This is a genomic window from Novosphingobium sp., assembly GCF_036803765.1.
GTDB lineage: Bacteria > Pseudomonadota > Alphaproteobacteria > Sphingomonadales > Sphingomonadaceae > Novosphingobium.
Genome location: NZ_DAIRTS010000002.1, coordinates 213,538 through 228,879, shown reverse-complemented (window position 1 = coordinate 228,879; position 15,342 = coordinate 213,538). Strand labels below are relative to the sequence as shown.

Below are 15,342 nucleotides of genomic sequence, written 5' to 3'. Positions count from 1 at the left end.
CTCCCTTCCGCGAGGAGGGGAGCCCCTGTGCATGGGAGGAGCAAGGTTTACGACCTCGGTTTCGGCTGGTGGCGAAAGGGCTTAACGCCCCGGCAACCGTGATGCACTATGCCCGGGAGTGACGATGGCGCGCGCCGGCCCTGCACGCGCCCACAGGGAATGCGCGGCCGCCGGCCATGATCGACAAGATTACCATATTCGTGCCGCATATCCTGATGGCACTGATGATCTGGGCGCTGGTCCGCCGCGAGGATCTCGACGACGATCCGGCCTTGCCCAATCGCCGGCCCTCCCTGCTCGGCCGGGTCCGCCGGACGGGTCCGCCGGCGGATGGTGGCGGCAGCACGGGCGGCCCCGATGCTTGACCTGTTCTTTACCGCGTTCTGCCTGGCGTTCCTGGGCGCCGGGCTCAAGCGGCCGTTCCTGTTCGTGCTCGCCTATACCTACATCGACATCGTCGCGCCGCAGAAGGTCAGCTGGGGCTTCCTGACTCATATCCCGATCTCGCTGATCGCGTTTTCCTGCGCCTTGCTCGGCTGGATCGTAGCGGAGGACAAGAACGGCGTGCGCGTCAGTCCGCGCCAGTTCGTGCTGTTGCTGCTGCTTATCTATTGCGGGCTGACCACGCGTACGGCCGATTTCCCGGTCGAGGCCGCGGCCAAGTGGGCCTGGGTGTGGAAGGCGCTGGTCTTCGCGCTGTTCCTGCCGCTGACGCTGCGCACGCGGCTGAGGATCGAGGCGCTGACCCTGACTATGGTGCTCTCGGTCGGCGTGATCGTCATCGGCGGCGGGATCAAGACGCTGGGCTCGGGTGGCGGTTATGGCGAGCTCAAGCTGCTGGTGAACGACAATACCGGGCTTTACGAAGGCTCGATCATCTCCACGGTGGCGATGTGCGTCATCCCGCTCGCGCTGTGGCTGGCCAACCACGGCACGATCTTCAAGCCGGACTGGAAGGCCAAGCTGTTTGCCGCCGGGATATGCTTCTCGTGCATTCTCATGCCGATTGGCACGCAGGCGCGCACCGGGCTGATCTGTGCAGCGGTGCTGGCGGCGATGATGCTGCGCTCGACCAAGCGGCGGATGCTTTATATCGGGCTGCTCTGCGCCGGTGCGCTGGTGGCGGTGCCGCTGCTGCCGCAAAGCTTCACCGAGCGCATGGGCACGATCAAGAACCACCAGGCCGACCAGTCCGCCTCGACGCGCGTGGCGGTGTGGAAGTGGACGATCGAGTTTGCCAAGACCCATCCGTTCGGCGGCGGCTTCGACGCCTACCTCCAGAACGACGTGAGCTACGATACGGTCAAGGCCGACTATGCCGGCGACAACAATGCTGCGCTCCAGACCGAACACATCGAGGAGAAGGGCCGCGCCTATCACTCCGCCTACTTCGAGATGCTGGGCGAACAGGGCTATCCAGGGCTCGGGCTATGGCTGCTGCTGCACCTCATGGGCGTGTTCCAGATGGAACTGATCAGCCGCCGCTATCGCAAGAGCCCGCCCGAGGGTTTCGCCTGGGTCGCGCCGCTGGCGGATGCGCTGCAGCAGGCGCAAGTCTGCTACATGGTCGGCGCGACCTTCGTGGGGATCGCGTTCCAGCCGTTCTGCTACATGCTGGTCGGCCTGCAATGCGGGCTTTCGGCCTATATCGGCCGGGTGCGCCGCGCCGCGCCGGTGCCATTCGTCACGCGCAAGGTGGTGGAGCCGGCGGCGGCCTGACGGTTACGCTGCCGGTAGAGAACACCCCTCCGTCAGCCGCTTCGCGCCTGCCACCTCCCCACGAGGTGGGGAGGATCTGATCCTCCCTGCCGCAGGCGGGGAGGGGGACCGCCGCGAAGCGGTGGTGGAGGGGCCGAACGCCCCTCGCGCTCACTGTACTGCGGTCAGCTTGCCGCCCTTCTTGCCGGTCATGTCGGTGCGCGTGCCGTGGCGGGCCATCCAGGCCTCGACCACCGGGGCGACCTTCTTGCGCCAGCGCGAGCCGTTGAAGATGCCGTAGTGGCCGACTTCCTCGGCGAGGTAGTACTGCTTCATCGCCTCGGGCAGGTTGGGCGTGACCTTGAGCGCGGCGCGGGTCTGGCCGATGCCCGAGATGTCGTCCTTCTCGCCCTCGATGCATAGGATCGCAGTGTCGGTGATCGCGGCGAGGTCTACCGCGCTGCCGCGATGGACCAGTTCGCCCTGGGGCAGGGCATGGCGCTGGAACACAACGTCGACCGTCTGCAGGTAGAATTCTGCCGGTAGATCGCAGACCGAGCGATACTCGTCGTAGAAGCGTTTGGTCGCCTCGGCGCTTTCCTCGGCGCCCTGGACCATGTGCTGGAACAGCTTGTAATGGCTCATCATGTGGCTGCCGAGATTCATCGACATGAAGCTGGTGAGCTGGACGAAGCCCGGATAGACCTGCCGTCCCGCGCCCGGATAGTTTTCCGGTACCGTGGTGATGACATTGTGCTTGAACCAGACGTAAGGCTTGGCGATCGCGTGATCGTTGACCGCGGTCGGGCTCTCGCGCGTGTCGATCGGGCCACCCATCATCGTCAGCGTCAGCGGGCGGCAGGGGTGCTTCTGCGCGCCCATCACGGCCGTGGCGGCAAAGGCGGGGACCGAGGGCTGGCACACGGCCATCATGTGCGCCTCGGGGCCGATGTGCTCGAGGAAGGCGATCAGGTAGTCGATGTAGTCGTCGAGGTCGAAGTGTCCTTCGGCCAGCGGCACGTACTTGGCATCGGCCCAGTCGGTCACGTAGACCTCGGCGCGCTCGAGCAGGCGCTCGACCGTGCCGCGCAGCAGCGTGGCGTAATGGCCGCTCATCGGCGCAACCAGCAGCAGGCGCGGCGCGCCGTCGGGCAGGCCGTCGTGGGTGAAGCGCTTGAGGTCGCAGAACGGGCGACCCATCACGGTCGTCTCGTGGACCGCGTGTGTCTGTCCGTCGACGTGGACGGTACGGATGCCGAAGGCCGGCTTGCCGCGCGGGGCGGTGGCATGGGCGAAGACGTCGAGCGCGGAGGCCATCGTCTGGTTGGGGCCGAAGCCGGAAAAGGGCAGGCGCGGATCGTTGAGCACGTCCGCCATCATCGAGGCCCAGGCGCTGCTGGCATTGAGCAGCGAGCGCTGGATTTCATACGCCTTGTAGAGCACGGAAACGGTTGCCTTTCCTGAGCTGCGATCCGGGCGCCACCGGGCGTGGTGCAACGCGGCATCGCGAGCCGAAGTTTGCCGCAGTTTGCCTGCGAATCACTGTCAGTGCAACGCAGCATGCACCGATCGGGTCTGGTCGAAATATTCGCTTCGGACCCTGTCCTCGAAATGGGTAGCACGCCTTGCCGCTGCAAGCCCTCTTCCGGTGCATCGCGGCATCGGCTAGGCGATGCGGCATGGATCAGCCTATGCAGGATCAGTCGTTGCAGGATCAGCCTTTGCGGGATCAATCGTTGCAGGAACCGGGCCGGCCCGCTCCGGATACGACCCCTTCCGAGAGCGCCGCGGCGGCGCCGCCTGCACGGCGCCTGTCGCCGCTGCGAATGATCTGGACCGAAGGCGTCAAGTACCCGCGCCAGCTGGCCGCGGCGCTGCTCGCGCTGTTCACCACGTCCGCCGCCACGATCGCGATTCCAGCGCGCTTCAAGGGCATCGTCGACCAGGCGTTCGGCAAGGGCGCGCAGATGGAGACGATCGACAGCGCGTTCCACGTCCTGCTGCTGATCGTCGTGGTGCTGGGCATCGCGACCGCGATCCGCTTCTACTTCGTCTCGTGGCTGGGCGAGCGCGTGGTCGCCGACATCCGCACCCGCGTGCAGACCAATCTGCTGCGCCTGCCGCCCGCCTTCTTCGAGAGCAACAGCCCCAAGGAAATCTCCTCGCGCATGACGGCGGACACCGCCGTGATCGAGCAGGTCGTGGGCACGACGGTCTCGATCGCGCTGCGCAACACGATCACGGCGCTGGGCGGGCTGATCTACCTGTTCTTCCTTGCGCCGAGGCTGACCGCGTTCCTCGTCATCGGCATTCCGGTGGTGATCTTCCCGATCGCCTGGTTCGGCAGCCGGCTGCGCAAGGTCTCGCGCAGCAGCCAGGACCGCGTCGCCGACATCGGTGCGACCGTCGCCGAAGTGCTCGGCGCGATCCGCATCGTCCAGGCATTCGGCCAGGAGGATCGCGAGCGCGCGCGCTTTGCCGCGACCGTCGAGCGCACGTTCGACACCGCACGCCGGCGCATCCTGATCCGTGCGGTGATGACCGCGGTGGTGATCTTCCTCGTCATGGGCGGGATCACCGCGATCATGTGGCAGGGCGCGATCGGTGTCGCCAACGGCAGCCTGAGCGGCGGGACGATCGCCGCCTTCGTGCTGACCGGCGGCATCGTCGCCGGCTCGTGCGGGGCGCTGACCGAGGTCTATGGCGACCTTCTGCGCGGCGCAGGCGCGGCCGGGCGGCTCAACGAACTCCTGCTCGAACAGCCCGACATCGCGCCGCCGGCGCGGCCGATCGCGTTGCCGCAGCCGCCCCGCGGCGCACTGGCGTTCCAGAACGTGTCGTTCCGCTATCCCAGCCGGCCCGAAGTTTCGGCGCTCAGCGACTTCTCGCTGACGATCGAGCCGGGCGAGACGGTGGCGATCGTCGGCCCCTCGGGCGCGGGCAAGTCGACGCTGTTCTTGCTGGCGCAGCGTTTCTACGACCCGCACGGCGGCATGATCCGCATCGACGGCGTGCCGCTGCCCCAGGCCGACCCGGCCGAGATCCGCGCGCGCATGGCGCTGGTGCCGCAGGAGGCGGTGCTGTTCGCCGCAAACGCGCGCGACAACCTGCGCTATGGCGCGTGGGACGCGAGCGACGAGGCGATCTGGGCGGCGGCGCGGGCCGCCAATGCCGAAGATTTCCTGCGCGCGCTGCCCGAGGGCCTCGATACGTTCCTGGGCGAGGGCGGGGCCCGTCTGTCGGGCGGCCAGCGCCAGCGCATGGCGATCGCGCGCGCGGTGCTGCGCGATGCGCCGATCCTGCTGCTCGACGAGGCGACCAGCGCGCTCGATGCCGAAAGCGAGCGGCTGGTGCAGGACGCACTCGACCACCTGATGGAGGGGCGCACCACGCTGGTCATTGCCCACCGCCTCGCCACCGTGCGCGCGGCGGACCGCATCATCGTCATGGACGGCGGGCGCATCGTCGAGCAGGGCACACATGCCAGCCTGACGGCGCAGGACGGCCTTTACGCGCGGCTGGCGCGGATGCAGTTCGAGGGCGCCTGACAGGGGGGCAGCGCTGTCTTTCGGGCATTGCGGCGATTACGGAACGTGTGTTGCTGGAATGTGTATTGGAACCTGAACGGTACATTCAACCACGTCAGGATCCCCCATGCGTTCCATCGTCCTTGCCACGCTTTGCGCCGCTGCGCTGGCTCCGCTCCCTGCCGCCGCGCAGGACCTGTCGGTCTATCGCGCCAATGGCGCCCAGATCATGCCGCGTCCGGCGCCCTCGCGCGCGACGACCGCGGCGCTGCAATCGACGCTCTACGACCTGATCGGCCTTCAGCAGAACATCCAGCAGCTGCACTGGAACGTGACCGGCCCGACCTTCTACAGCACGCACGAGATGCTCGGCGATTTCTACAAGACCGTTGCGGGCTATGTCGACCTCGTGGCCGAGCGCAACCGCGCGCTGGGCGTGCCGGTCGACGGGCGTCCCTCGGCGGTGGCCGCCAATTCCAAGGTGCCCGAGATGGCTTTTGCCAAGACGCGCGATGCCGAAGGGATCAAGACCCTGTCGATGGCGTTCAAGCGCGAGAGCGACAGCCTCTACGAGCGGATCGATGCGGTCGAGAAGGACGATCCGGTGACTGCCAACATGCTGCAGGAAATCGCGCACGACATCGACAAGCAGATGTGGATGCTGCGCGCGCACCAGGAAGGCTGAACTAGCCAGATCGGTTACATCGTGAAAGGCGGGCGTCGGGCAGGGCCATGGCGCCCGCTTTTCGCATCAGGCGCAGAGCGGGCGGGCGGGGCCGACCTCGAGATGCAGGTGGTCGCGGTGCGCGGCGTTGTAGTCGGGGCTGAGCACGGTGCCGAAGCGCTTGCAGGCGCTATCGCGCACAGTGCGCAGGAAGGCGCGGGTCTGCGGGTCCGCGTCGCGCCAGTCGCGCAGCACGGTGACGCGGCGCCCGTCGGCAAGCAGGAAGCCCGAGACGTCGATGGCGTTGGCGGTGGCATGGGCGGACTTGCGCGCGGTGCCCGCCACGTTGCGGCAGTTGTAGCTGCCCATCGTCTCGATCTTGACCAGCGGGCTGCCCAGGATCGCCTGTGCCGCGCGGTCCACGCCGAAGCGCGCCCAGCCCTGGAGCGTGGTGGCGAGCTGGCAGGTGACGGGGCCGGCATTGGCGAGCGCCAGTTCGCTCCGGTCGCTGCGCAGGTACGACAGCCGCACGCTGCCCAGCGTCGAGCAGCCCGCACCGTAGTACTGGTCGGGCACCGGGGCATAGCCGATGTTCTCGCGGCGCAGGCCGATCATGCAGGCGCGGGTCTGGGCACTGGGGGGAATGGGCTGGACGACCGGGCGCGAGACCATCCGCACCGGGCGGCGGGGGGCGCTGGGCGGGGCATCGACGCAGCCGGCGAGCGTCGTCACCGGTAGCATGGCCCAGGCGAGAAAAGTCCATCTTGCCATGGGTTTCAGATGCGGCAGTCTTGGTTACTGCGGGGTAAACGGCAAGTCCGCTTCTTGCCCGGATCGGGGAATTTGCGACGAACCGCTGGCCGCCATTTGCCCGGCTCGCGGCGCAGCATTTTTCCGTACATCCGACGAAAGGCCGGTTGACAGGACTGCCCCCGACCCTAGAAGCGGCGCCGGGCCACGCGGTCCCAACGCCGCGCGTGCTCTCTGTAAGGAGAGTTTACATGACTGTTGGTATTCCCGCCGCAAAGCCGGCGCGTCCTTTCTTTTCCTCGGGTCCGTGCGCCAAGCCGCCGGGGTATTCTCTCGACAAGCTCGCCACCGAATCGCTGGGCCGCTCGCACCGCGCCAAGATCGGCAAGTCGCGCCTGCAGCTCGCCATCGACCTGATGCGCGAGGTGCTGCAGCTGCCCGACACGCATCGCATCGGCATCGTGCCCGGCTCGGATACCGGCGCCTTCGAGATGGCGATGTGGACGATGCTGGGCGCGCGCGGCGTGACCACGCTGGCGTGGGAAAGCTTCGGTGAAGGTTGGGTCACCGATGCAGTCAAGCAGCTCAAGCTCGAACCCACGGTGATGCGCGCCGACTACGGCCAGCTCCCCGATCTCGATAAAGTGGACTGGGCCGACGACGTGCTGTTCACCTGGAACGGCACTACCAGCGGCGTGCGCGTGCCCGACGGCGAATGGATCCGCGACGACCGCCAGGGCCTGTCCTTCGCCGACGCGACCAGCGCGGTATTCGCCTACGACATTCCCTGGCACAAGATCGACGTCGCGACCTTCTCGTGGCAGAAGGTGCTCGGTGGCGAGGGCGCGCATGGCGTCCTGATTCTCGGCCCGCGTGCGGTCGAGCGTCTCGAGACCTACACCCCCGCTTGGCCGCTGCCCAAGGTGTTCCGCCTGATGGCCAAGGGCAAGCTCGCCGAAGGCATCTTCAAGGGCGAGACGATCAACACGCCCTCGATGCTGGCCGTCGAGGACGCGATCTTCGCGCTCGAATGGGCCAAGTCGGTTGGCGGCCTCGAAGGCCTCAAGGCGCGCTGCACCGCCAATGCCCACGCGCTCGACAAGATCGTCGCGGAGCGCAAGTGGCTGGGTCACCTCGCGGCCGACAGCGGCACGCGGTCCAAGACCTCGGTCTGCCTCACCGTCGAGGGCGCGGATGCGGACTTCATCAAGAAGTTCGCCGGCCTGCTCGAGAAGGAAGGCGCGGCCTATGACATCGCGGGATATCGCGATGCCCCGGCGGGCCTGCGCATTTGGTGCGGCGCTACCGTCGACACCGCCGACATCGAGGCGCTCGGCCCGTGGCTCGACTGGGCTTATGCCCAGCTGACCGCGCCGGTCGCGGCCTGATTTTCCCGAAGTTCATGCATCCTTGACACCGTCGCCCCGGGCTAGACCCGGGGCCCTGCGCCGCCGTTGCCGCAAGGGGCGTAACAGCGGGACCCCGGGTCGAGCCCGGGGTGACGAAGGATAGGAAACTCCCCATTCCCCCGGCCCACCCGTGGCCGTGCGCCGTTTCGGCGCAACCATGAAAGCCCAGACCATGACCAAGCCCAAGGTTCTGATTTCCGACAAGATGGACCCCAACGCCGCGCGTATCTTCGAAGAGCGTGGCTGCGACGTCGACGTGATCACCGGCAAGACGCCCGAGGAATTGAAGGCGATCATCGGCCAGTACGACGGTCTTGCGATCCGCTCCTCGACCAAGGTCACCAAGGACATCCTCGAGGCCGCGACCAACCTCAAGGTCGTCGGCCGCGCCGGCATCGGCGTCGACAACGTGGACATCCCGGCCGCCTCGGCGAAGGGTGTGGTGGTCATGAACACGCCGTTCGGCAACTCGATCACCACGGCCGAACACGCCATCGCGCTGATCTTCGCGCTCGCCCGCCAGCTGCCCGAGGCCGACGCCTCGACCCAGGCCGGCAAGTGGGAAAAGAACCGCTTCATGGGCGTCGAGGTCACCGGCAAGACGCTGGGCCTGATCGGCGCGGGCAACATCGGCTCGATCGTCGCCAGCCGTGCGCTCGGCCTGCGCATGAAGGTCGTGGCGTTCGACCCGTTCCTGACGCCTGAGCGCGCGGTGGAAATGGGCGTGGAGAAGGCCGACCTCGATACGCTGCTCGCCAAGGCCGACTTCATCACGCTGCACACGCCGCTGACTGACCAGACGCGCAACATTCTCTCGGCCGAGAACCTGGCCAAGACCAAGAAGGGCGTGCGTATCGTCAATTGCGCGCGTGGCGGCCTGATCGACGAGAAGGCGCTGAAGGACCTGCTGGATGCGGGCCACATCGCCGGTGCCGCGCTCGACGTGTTCGAGACCGAGCCGGCCAAGGACAGCCCGCTGTTCGGCACGCCCAACTTCATCTGCACCCCGCACCTCGGTGCCTCGACCACCGAAGCGCAGGTCAACGTGGCGCTGCAGGTGGCCGAGCAGATGGCCGACTTCCTGGTGACCGGTGGCGTGACCAACGCGCTCAACATGCCCTCGCTCTCGGCCGAGGAAGCGCCCAAGCTCAAGCCCTACATGGCGCTGGCGGAAAAGCTGGGTTCGCTGGTGGGCCAGCTGGCGCACGACAACCTGACCAAGATCGCCATCGAGGTCGAGGGTGCGGCCGCGCAGCTCAACCAGAAGCCGATCACCGCCGCGGTGCTGACCGGCGTGATGAAGCAGTATTCCGACACCGTGAACATGGTCAACGCGCCGTTCCTCGCCAAGGAACGCGGGCTGGACGTGCGCGAAGTGCGCCACGACCGCGAGGGCGAATACCGCACGCTGGTGCGCGTGACCGTCAGCACCAGCCAGGGTGACCGTTCGGTGGCCGGAACGCTGTTCGGCAACAGCCAGCCGCGCCTGGTCGAGATCTTCGGCATCGCGATCGAGGCCGATCTCGACGGTGACATGCTCTACATCGTCAACACCGACGTGCCGGGCTTCATCGGCTCGGTGGGCACGCTGCTGGGCAAGGCCGGGATCAACATCGGCACCTTCCACCTCGGCCGCCGCGAGGCCGGTGGCGAGGCGGTGCTGCTGCTCTCGGTCGACAGCCCGGTGGCCGACGACGTACTCGCCGCCGCGCGTGAAGTGCCGGGCGTGCGCCTCGTCAAGGCGCTGAAGTTCTGATCGTACAGGGCATGGCCTGACCGGCCTGACGTCCGAAAATCGGGGCGCTGCTTGCCAAGGCAGCGCCCTTTTTCGTGTCACGACTTGCGCTTGACCTCGCGCGCGGTGTTCGCGTTGCCGGGAATGCTGAATGTGATCGGCTCGACCTTGGCGCTGCAGCCGGACATGCCGGTGGGACGGAAGCTGGACTGATAGCGGGCCTTGCTCATCATCTGGGTCGCGGACTCGTCGAACACGAACGGCGGATAGGACGCGAGGATGCGAGTGCCGCTCGTCCGGCCATCGGCGAGAATGTCGAATTCCGAGATCGTCCAGCCCTCCATGCCCCATTCGATGGCCGAGGTCGGGTAGGCCGAGGCCGTGTCGACTTGCGTGACCACGGGCTTGGGACCGATCAGTGCGCATTGGGTTTCGGTGAGGCCGGTCGAGAGGAACCGGCGCTGCGCCTCGACCATGTTGCCCTGGCGCGCGAAATCGTTGGCGAGGCGCAACTGTGCATACTGGCGCAGGGGATGATGCGCAGGCAGTCGATCATCGTTGGCGACATGCATGACCATCGCCGTCACCCGGACGGCATCGGCGGCGCTCGGCCGTGCCGGGACGGCGAGCAGCAGGGCCGTGCTTTGCGCCAGGGGATCGGCCGCGATCGCCGGCTCATCGGCCAGTGCAGCGACAGCGCCATCGATCGGCTGCGCATACCCGCGAGACTGGTGCCGCTTCTCGCGCAGGGCATTGGCCCGGCCCTGCATGAGCAGCACGCGCGATAGGTTGCGTACCGGTGCCGGCACCGCTGGATCCCCCAGCAGTGAGAGGGCACGATCGACCGAGGCGATCTGATCGTCTGCGTTGCGCAGATCGACCGGGAGAAGCTCGACGCGGGCGGCAAGTTCGCTGGCTGCGTTGCCACTCGTCCGTGCCGCTTCGGCCAGCGCGAGCCAGGCCGGCCAATCGTCGCGCCGGTCGGGGATCGCGGCGCCAAGCTGCTGCGACGTCCACGAATGGATGACCCCGAGGGCCGGCGTGACGACCGAGGCGCTTCCCTCGCTGCGCGTGCAGCGCACCTCCACCCGGGCGGAATACCGGAAGAATTTCGGCAAACTGGCGGCATCCTCGGGCTTCCAGCGCCACTGCGATACCGCGCGGGCCAGCGCGGTGGCTTTGGCATAGCCTGCCGTGGAATAGACCGGTTGCGCGCCGATCACCTGGCCATCGCTGTCGACCGCAAACTCGATAACGGCCATGTCGTCGGGGCTCAGGCCGGTATCGGGCCCGCAAGTAGGAGCATCGAGCACAGCGGCCTTCGCGAAGGCAGATCCGGCGATGCGCCCGGCACCCGACATCGCCATGTAGCGGCGCGCCTCTTCGTTGCGGTGCGTCAGCAGGGCCGCCTGGGCGAGATCCTGTCGGAGCATGGCTTCCTCGAGGCTGACGGTCGTGTCGAGGCCACCCATGCGCGACAGGGCCTGGGTGAGGTGCGCGTAGCCGCCCTGAATATCACCCTGGTTGAGCAGGGTCCGACCGATCAGCGTGTGCCAGCGGGCCTCCATGACCTTGTCCGGCTTGGCCTTGCCGGCCTGCAGTGCCAGGCCTTCATTGGCAGCGTCGATCGCAGTGTTGGTACGATCGAACATCGTCACCATCGCGATGCGCACCAGCAGTGGCGCCCGCGCCTCGCCCTTGAGCAGCGCCAGGGCAGTGCGATAGTGGGCCAGCGCCGTGTCGCGGTCCCAGCGGGCCATCGCCTGGTTACCGAGTGCGGTCTCGCCCATCACGATGTCGGCCGACAGATCGACCGGCGCATCCTTGAGCCGGGGCAGGGCATCGGCCAGCATCGGCTCGCCGACGTCGGCCTTGCCGGTCTGGATCAGGCAGTAGCCGCGGCGCAGGCCGATGAGGTTGGCGGGCAGCGTGCCGGGCTTGACCGCAGGCTCGGCTGCGAGGGCGGCCAGCAGCGGCAACGCGGCAGCGCAATTCCCCTCGTCCCAGGCGGCGGTGGCGGCATCGAACCGTTGCTGGAGCGTCGATTTGCCCGTGCTGGCGGCAGCAGACGATGTAGCGGGGGCCGACGATGTACCGGGAACAGGCTGGGCTATGACAAGCACCGGCATGGCCAGGGCGGCAGCGCCCAGTGCGGCCTGCCATACCGGCCGTTTCGATCGACGCATGCCCCAACCCCCGTTTACATCGAAATGTCCGGCAATAGTATGGTCGCATGGTCGGATTGTCCATCAGGTGCAGGGCGAGCGGCGGTGGCCTGGCCAGGCGCCTCGCGACGGCGATGGTGCTGGCGCTGCTGCCCGGCGTGGCTTGGGGCGAGGCGGCAGACGCCACCATGCCGCACCAGATCGTGCTGTTCGGCGCGCGGTGGTGCGCGCCGTGCATGGCAGAACTTGGCCACCTGCCGGATCTGGTTCGCGCTGCCGCGCCCGATCGCCTTGTGCTGGCGTGGATCGACCGGCCGATCCCGATCCGTGGCGAACTGGCCGGTCAGGTCGATACGATGGACGCGGTCGAAGCCCGGCGGCTGGCGGACCGCGAACTGGGCGAGGGTTTCGGCCTGCCTGCGGCGATCGCCATGGGGCCGGCGGGGCGGGCGTGCCGGCCCCTGCGTGGCTCCATTGCCGCGACGGACCTGGCGGCCTGGCGCCGCAATTGTCTTGCGTCCCGGTAAGCCGCGCCTGAGTATTGTGCACTGCGGCGGAACGAGGCGGCCGCGCCAACCGTTGCACCACCAGACCCATGGCGGAGTACAGGCGCGATGATTTCCGATTTCGGTAGCGCTCAGGCGCAGGCGGCCCGCCTCATGGGCTTGTGGCAACAGCAGGCCTTGCTGGCGAGCGAGGCGGCGATGGTGATTTCGGCCAGGCTGTGGCTGATCGCCCTGTCCGATCCGCGTGCTGCGGCGGAAAGCCGGCGCATGGTGGACGAGAAGGTCGAGGCGCTGGGGCAGGTCTGGTGGGCGCTGGCCCGCGCGCAGGGCGAGGCCCTGTGGCAGGGCCGCGCGCTGCCGTCACCCGAGATGCAGACCAGTCGTGCGGTGCGGATGTATCGGCGCAAGGTGCGCGCGAATCTGCGACGCCTTAATCGCTGAGGCCCGCGCGCGGCCGTCTGGCGTGTCAGGCGGCCTTGGCGCGGGCGAGGATCGTGCTGGCGAGGGCCTGACCCGAGGCCCAGGCCCCTTCGACGGTCGGTTCGGACAGCCAGTCCCCACAGGCGCCGAGACGCAAGCTGCCTTCCCATAACGCCATGGCGCTGCGGCTGGCCGGGCGGGCAAAGCGCCAGCGGTGCGCGGTGGCGACGAGCGGTTCGGGCAGCGCCTTGCCGGCAAGCGCCGTGAATTCGTCGCGTAGCAGGCCGGCGATGTCGGTCGCGTCGCGTTCAAGGTGCTGCCGGGACCATGCGGCGCCGGCCTGAACCACCCAGCAATCGGGCGCACCGCTGCGGGGATCGGCACGGCCCGGCTTGGCGGAATTGCGCGCGGCCCAGGCGATCGTGGCGTCCGGGCCGGTCGCGCGATGGACCGTCCAAGGCAGGTCGAGCGGCGCGTCGAAGGCGAGCATCATCGTCCAGCAGGCGTCGGAGGTGACGCCTGCCGCCTCGCGCGCCATGGGGAACGCGTGGAGCGAAAGCAGGGGCGCGGCCTGCTCGGCCGGCGTGGCGACGATCACCGCGTCGAACGGACCGAGCCGATTGCCGTCAATCACCATCCACCAGCCGCCTGAGGCCGGATCGCGCACCAGGCCCTTGACCAGGGTGCCGAAGTGGACGTCGTGGCGCTGGGCGAGATCGGCGACGAGGGCGCTCATCCCCGGCACGCCGACGTGGGCGTCAGGGCCGGCATCGGGCCAGGGCGCGGTGACGCCGCGCTTGGTCCAGTCGGCGATCTGCGCGGCAAACCCGGCGTGGCGGGCGGTGCAGAACTGCGCACCATGATCGAAGCTCGCCTGTCCCTGCGGCGTGTCGATGCGGCGCGTCGACATCCGGCCACCGGGGCCACGTCCCTTGTCGAAGATGCGGACCGAATGGCCGGTGGCCACCAGTAGCTCCGCACAGGCCAATCCCGCAAGGCCAGCGCCGATGATCCCGAACTCCACCACCTTTTTCCCCAATTGACGTGCGCGCGGGACCGTCCCCTTGTCCGCCGCGCGCGTCGTCCGATTGACCTCGATGCGTCAGCCGCGACCCATCAGCGACATGACTTCCTTGCGGCTGCTGGCATCCTCGAGGAAGGTGCCGAGCATGCGGCTGGTGACCATGCCCACGCCGGGCGTGCGGACGCCGCGTCCGGTCATGCAGCCATGCTGCGCCTCGATCACCACGGCCACGCCCTGCGGCTGGAGGTGGTCCCAGATGCACTGGGCGACTTCGGCAGTGAGGCGTTCCTGAACCTGCAGGCGGCGGGCATAGCCGTGCAGCACGCGGGCGAGCTTGGAGATGCCGACCACGCGGTTGCGCGGCAGGTAGGCGATCGAGGCGGTGCCGGTGATCGGCGCCATGTGATGCTCGCAGTGCGACTGGAAGGGAATGTCGCGCAGCAGGACAATCTCGTCGTAGCCGCCGACTTCCTCGAACGTGCGCGTGAGGTGGATGCTGGGATCTTCGCGATAGCCGCCGCAGTATTCGAGCCAAGCGCGCCCGACCCGCGCCGGGGTGTCGATCAGGCCTTCGCGTTCCGGGTCGTCGCCCGCCCAGCGCAGCAGCGTGCGGATCGCATCCTGCACGGGCTCGGGGACCTCGGGTTTTGCCGGCGCGGCATGGTTCTGGAAATCGAAGGCGACGACGTTCATGTGGATGTCTCCCGGCCGGGGATGCTGCGCACAGTGCGGCAGGAGAGGCCGGCCTCGTTCACATTACGACTTGCAGTCGCAGCCCTGTCGCGACAACATGGTAGAAAGGACACTGGAGCCGCGCGCGCTCCGTGCCACATGAGGAACCATGCTGATATCCGAGATGATAGCGGCGAGCCCGGTTGCTGCCGTAGTCAGCAACCCGCGCTTGCCCGATAATCCCATCATCGAGTGCAACGCTGCGTTCGAGGCTCTCACCGGCTATTCGCGCCCCGAAATCATCGGCCGCAACTGCCGCTTCCTGCGTGGCCCGGGCACCGAGATCGACCTGACCGAGGAACTGCGCGCCGGCATCCGCGAGGGCCGGCCGGTGCTGGTCGAGATCATCAACTACAAGAAGGACGGCACCCCGTTCCGCAACGCGGTGATGGTCGCGCCGATCTTCGACGCGCAGGGCGAGCTCGAATATTTCCTGGGTTCGCAGGTCGATGTCAGCAAGGGCAGCGACATCGACACCGACAATCGCGGGCAGATCGCGCGCGAGCGCGTCGCGCAATTGTCGCCGCGCCAGCGCGAGATCCTCGTGCACATGGCGGCGGGCAAGCTCAACAAGCAGATCGCCTACGAACTGGGGCTGTCGGAACGCACGGTGAAGATGCACCGTTCGTCGGTCATCCGCACGCTGGGCGTACGCACGAGCGCCGACGCCATCCGCATGGCGGTCGAAGCGGGGCTCTGAAGCTCCGCCGGC

General features: G+C 67.8%; 14 protein-coding genes. 9 read left to right on the top strand and 5 right to left on the bottom strand.

Annotated features, from left to right (window positions below):
• Positions 1 to 176: 176 nt before the first annotated feature.
• Together V7Q48_RS02165 and V7Q48_RS02160 are read left to right on the top strand one after the other, a co-directional pair.
• Positions 177 to 365, top strand: coding sequence for a hypothetical protein (locus V7Q48_RS02165; RefSeq protein WP_333835982.1), 189 nt, complete (start codon positions 177 to 179; stop codon positions 363 to 365).
• Positions 358 to 1,719: a putative O-glycosylation ligase, exosortase A system-associated gene (locus V7Q48_RS02160; protein ID WP_333835980.1), complete on the top strand. Its 1,362-nt coding sequence runs from the start codon at positions 358 to 360 to the stop codon at positions 1,717 to 1,719. The genes V7Q48_RS02165 and V7Q48_RS02160 overlap by 8 nt, the downstream gene beginning before the upstream one ends.
• Positions 1,720 to 1,869: 150 nt before the next feature.
• On the opposite strand, the gene V7Q48_RS02155 is transcribed toward V7Q48_RS02160, so the two are convergent.
• Positions 1,870 to 3,141 carry a polyhydroxyalkanoate depolymerase gene (locus V7Q48_RS02155; RefSeq protein ID WP_333835979.1) on the bottom strand — a complete coding sequence of 424 codons (1,272 nt, stop codon included), beginning with the start codon at positions 3,139 to 3,141 and terminating at the stop codon, positions 1,870 to 1,872.
• 383 nt (positions 3,142 to 3,524) lie between these two features.
• Between V7Q48_RS02155 and V7Q48_RS02150 the strand changes: the two genes are divergently transcribed.
• Both V7Q48_RS02150 and V7Q48_RS02145 read left to right on the top strand, forming a co-directional pair.
• On the top strand, positions 3,525 to 5,246 hold the full coding sequence (locus tag V7Q48_RS02150) for an ABC transporter transmembrane domain-containing protein (RefSeq protein ID WP_442947077.1): 1,722 nt from the start codon (positions 3,525 to 3,527) through the stop codon (positions 5,244 to 5,246).
• Positions 5,247 to 5,352: 106 nt separating this feature from the next.
• Positions 5,353 to 5,910, top strand: a complete 558-nt coding sequence (locus tag V7Q48_RS02145) for a Dps family protein (protein WP_333835978.1) — start codon at positions 5,353 to 5,355, stop codon at positions 5,908 to 5,910.
• A gap of 66 nt (positions 5,911 to 5,976) precedes the next feature.
• Here V7Q48_RS02145 and V7Q48_RS02140 read toward each other — a convergent pair whose 3' ends face one another.
• Complete coding sequence (locus V7Q48_RS02140; protein ID WP_333835977.1) at positions 5,977 to 6,660, bottom strand: extensin family protein; 684 nt, start codon at positions 6,658 to 6,660, stop codon at positions 5,977 to 5,979.
• A gap of 230 nt (positions 6,661 to 6,890) precedes the next feature.
• Here V7Q48_RS02140 and V7Q48_RS02135 point away from each other — a divergent pair, with 230 nt between their 5' ends.
• Together V7Q48_RS02135 and serA are read left to right on the top strand one after the other, a co-directional pair.
• Positions 6,891 to 8,027, top strand: coding sequence for a phosphoserine transaminase (locus V7Q48_RS02135; RefSeq protein ID WP_333835976.1), 1,137 nt, complete (start codon positions 6,891 to 6,893; stop codon positions 8,025 to 8,027).
• A gap of 193 nt (positions 8,028 to 8,220) precedes the next feature.
• Positions 8,221 to 9,804 carry a phosphoglycerate dehydrogenase gene (gene serA, locus V7Q48_RS02130; RefSeq protein WP_333836012.1) on the top strand — a complete coding sequence of 528 codons (1,584 nt, stop codon included), beginning with the start codon at positions 8,221 to 8,223 and terminating at the stop codon, positions 9,802 to 9,804.
• 77 nt (positions 9,805 to 9,881) lie between these two features.
• Here serA and V7Q48_RS02125 read toward each other — a convergent pair whose 3' ends face one another.
• A complete protein-coding gene (locus V7Q48_RS02125) occupies positions 9,882 to 11,969 on the bottom strand; it encodes an energy transducer TonB (protein ID WP_333835974.1) in 2,088 nt (695 codons plus the stop codon).
• Between the two features lie 113 nt (positions 11,970 to 12,082).
• Between V7Q48_RS02125 and V7Q48_RS02120 the strand changes: the two genes are divergently transcribed.
• Both V7Q48_RS02120 and V7Q48_RS02115 read left to right on the top strand, forming a co-directional pair.
• The gene (locus V7Q48_RS02120; RefSeq protein ID WP_333835972.1) at positions 12,083 to 12,475 is read left to right on the top strand and encodes a hypothetical protein; all 393 of its coding nucleotides are present in this window, start codon (positions 12,083 to 12,085) and stop codon (positions 12,473 to 12,475) included.
• An 87-nt stretch (positions 12,476 to 12,562) separates the two neighbouring features.
• On the top strand, positions 12,563 to 12,895 hold the full coding sequence (locus tag V7Q48_RS02115; RefSeq protein WP_333835970.1) for a hypothetical protein: 333 nt from the start codon (positions 12,563 to 12,565) through the stop codon (positions 12,893 to 12,895).
• 25 nt (positions 12,896 to 12,920) lie between these two features.
• On the opposite strand, the gene V7Q48_RS02110 is transcribed toward V7Q48_RS02115, so the two are convergent.
• Positions 12,921 to 13,898, bottom strand: a complete 978-nt coding sequence (locus V7Q48_RS02110; protein ID WP_333835969.1) for an NAD(P)/FAD-dependent oxidoreductase — start codon at positions 13,896 to 13,898, stop codon at positions 12,921 to 12,923.
• A 78-nt stretch (positions 13,899 to 13,976) separates the two neighbouring features.
• Positions 13,977 to 14,591, bottom strand: coding sequence for a GTP cyclohydrolase I FolE (gene folE, locus V7Q48_RS02105; RefSeq protein ID WP_333835968.1), 615 nt, complete (start codon positions 14,589 to 14,591; stop codon positions 13,977 to 13,979).
• Between the two features lie 148 nt (positions 14,592 to 14,739).
• Between folE and V7Q48_RS02100 the strand changes: the two genes are divergently transcribed.
• The gene (locus tag V7Q48_RS02100) at positions 14,740 to 15,330 is read left to right on the top strand and encodes a LuxR C-terminal-related transcriptional regulator (RefSeq protein WP_333835967.1); all 591 of its coding nucleotides are present in this window, start codon (positions 14,740 to 14,742) and stop codon (positions 15,328 to 15,330) included.
• Positions 15,331 to 15,342: the final 12 nt, after the last annotated feature.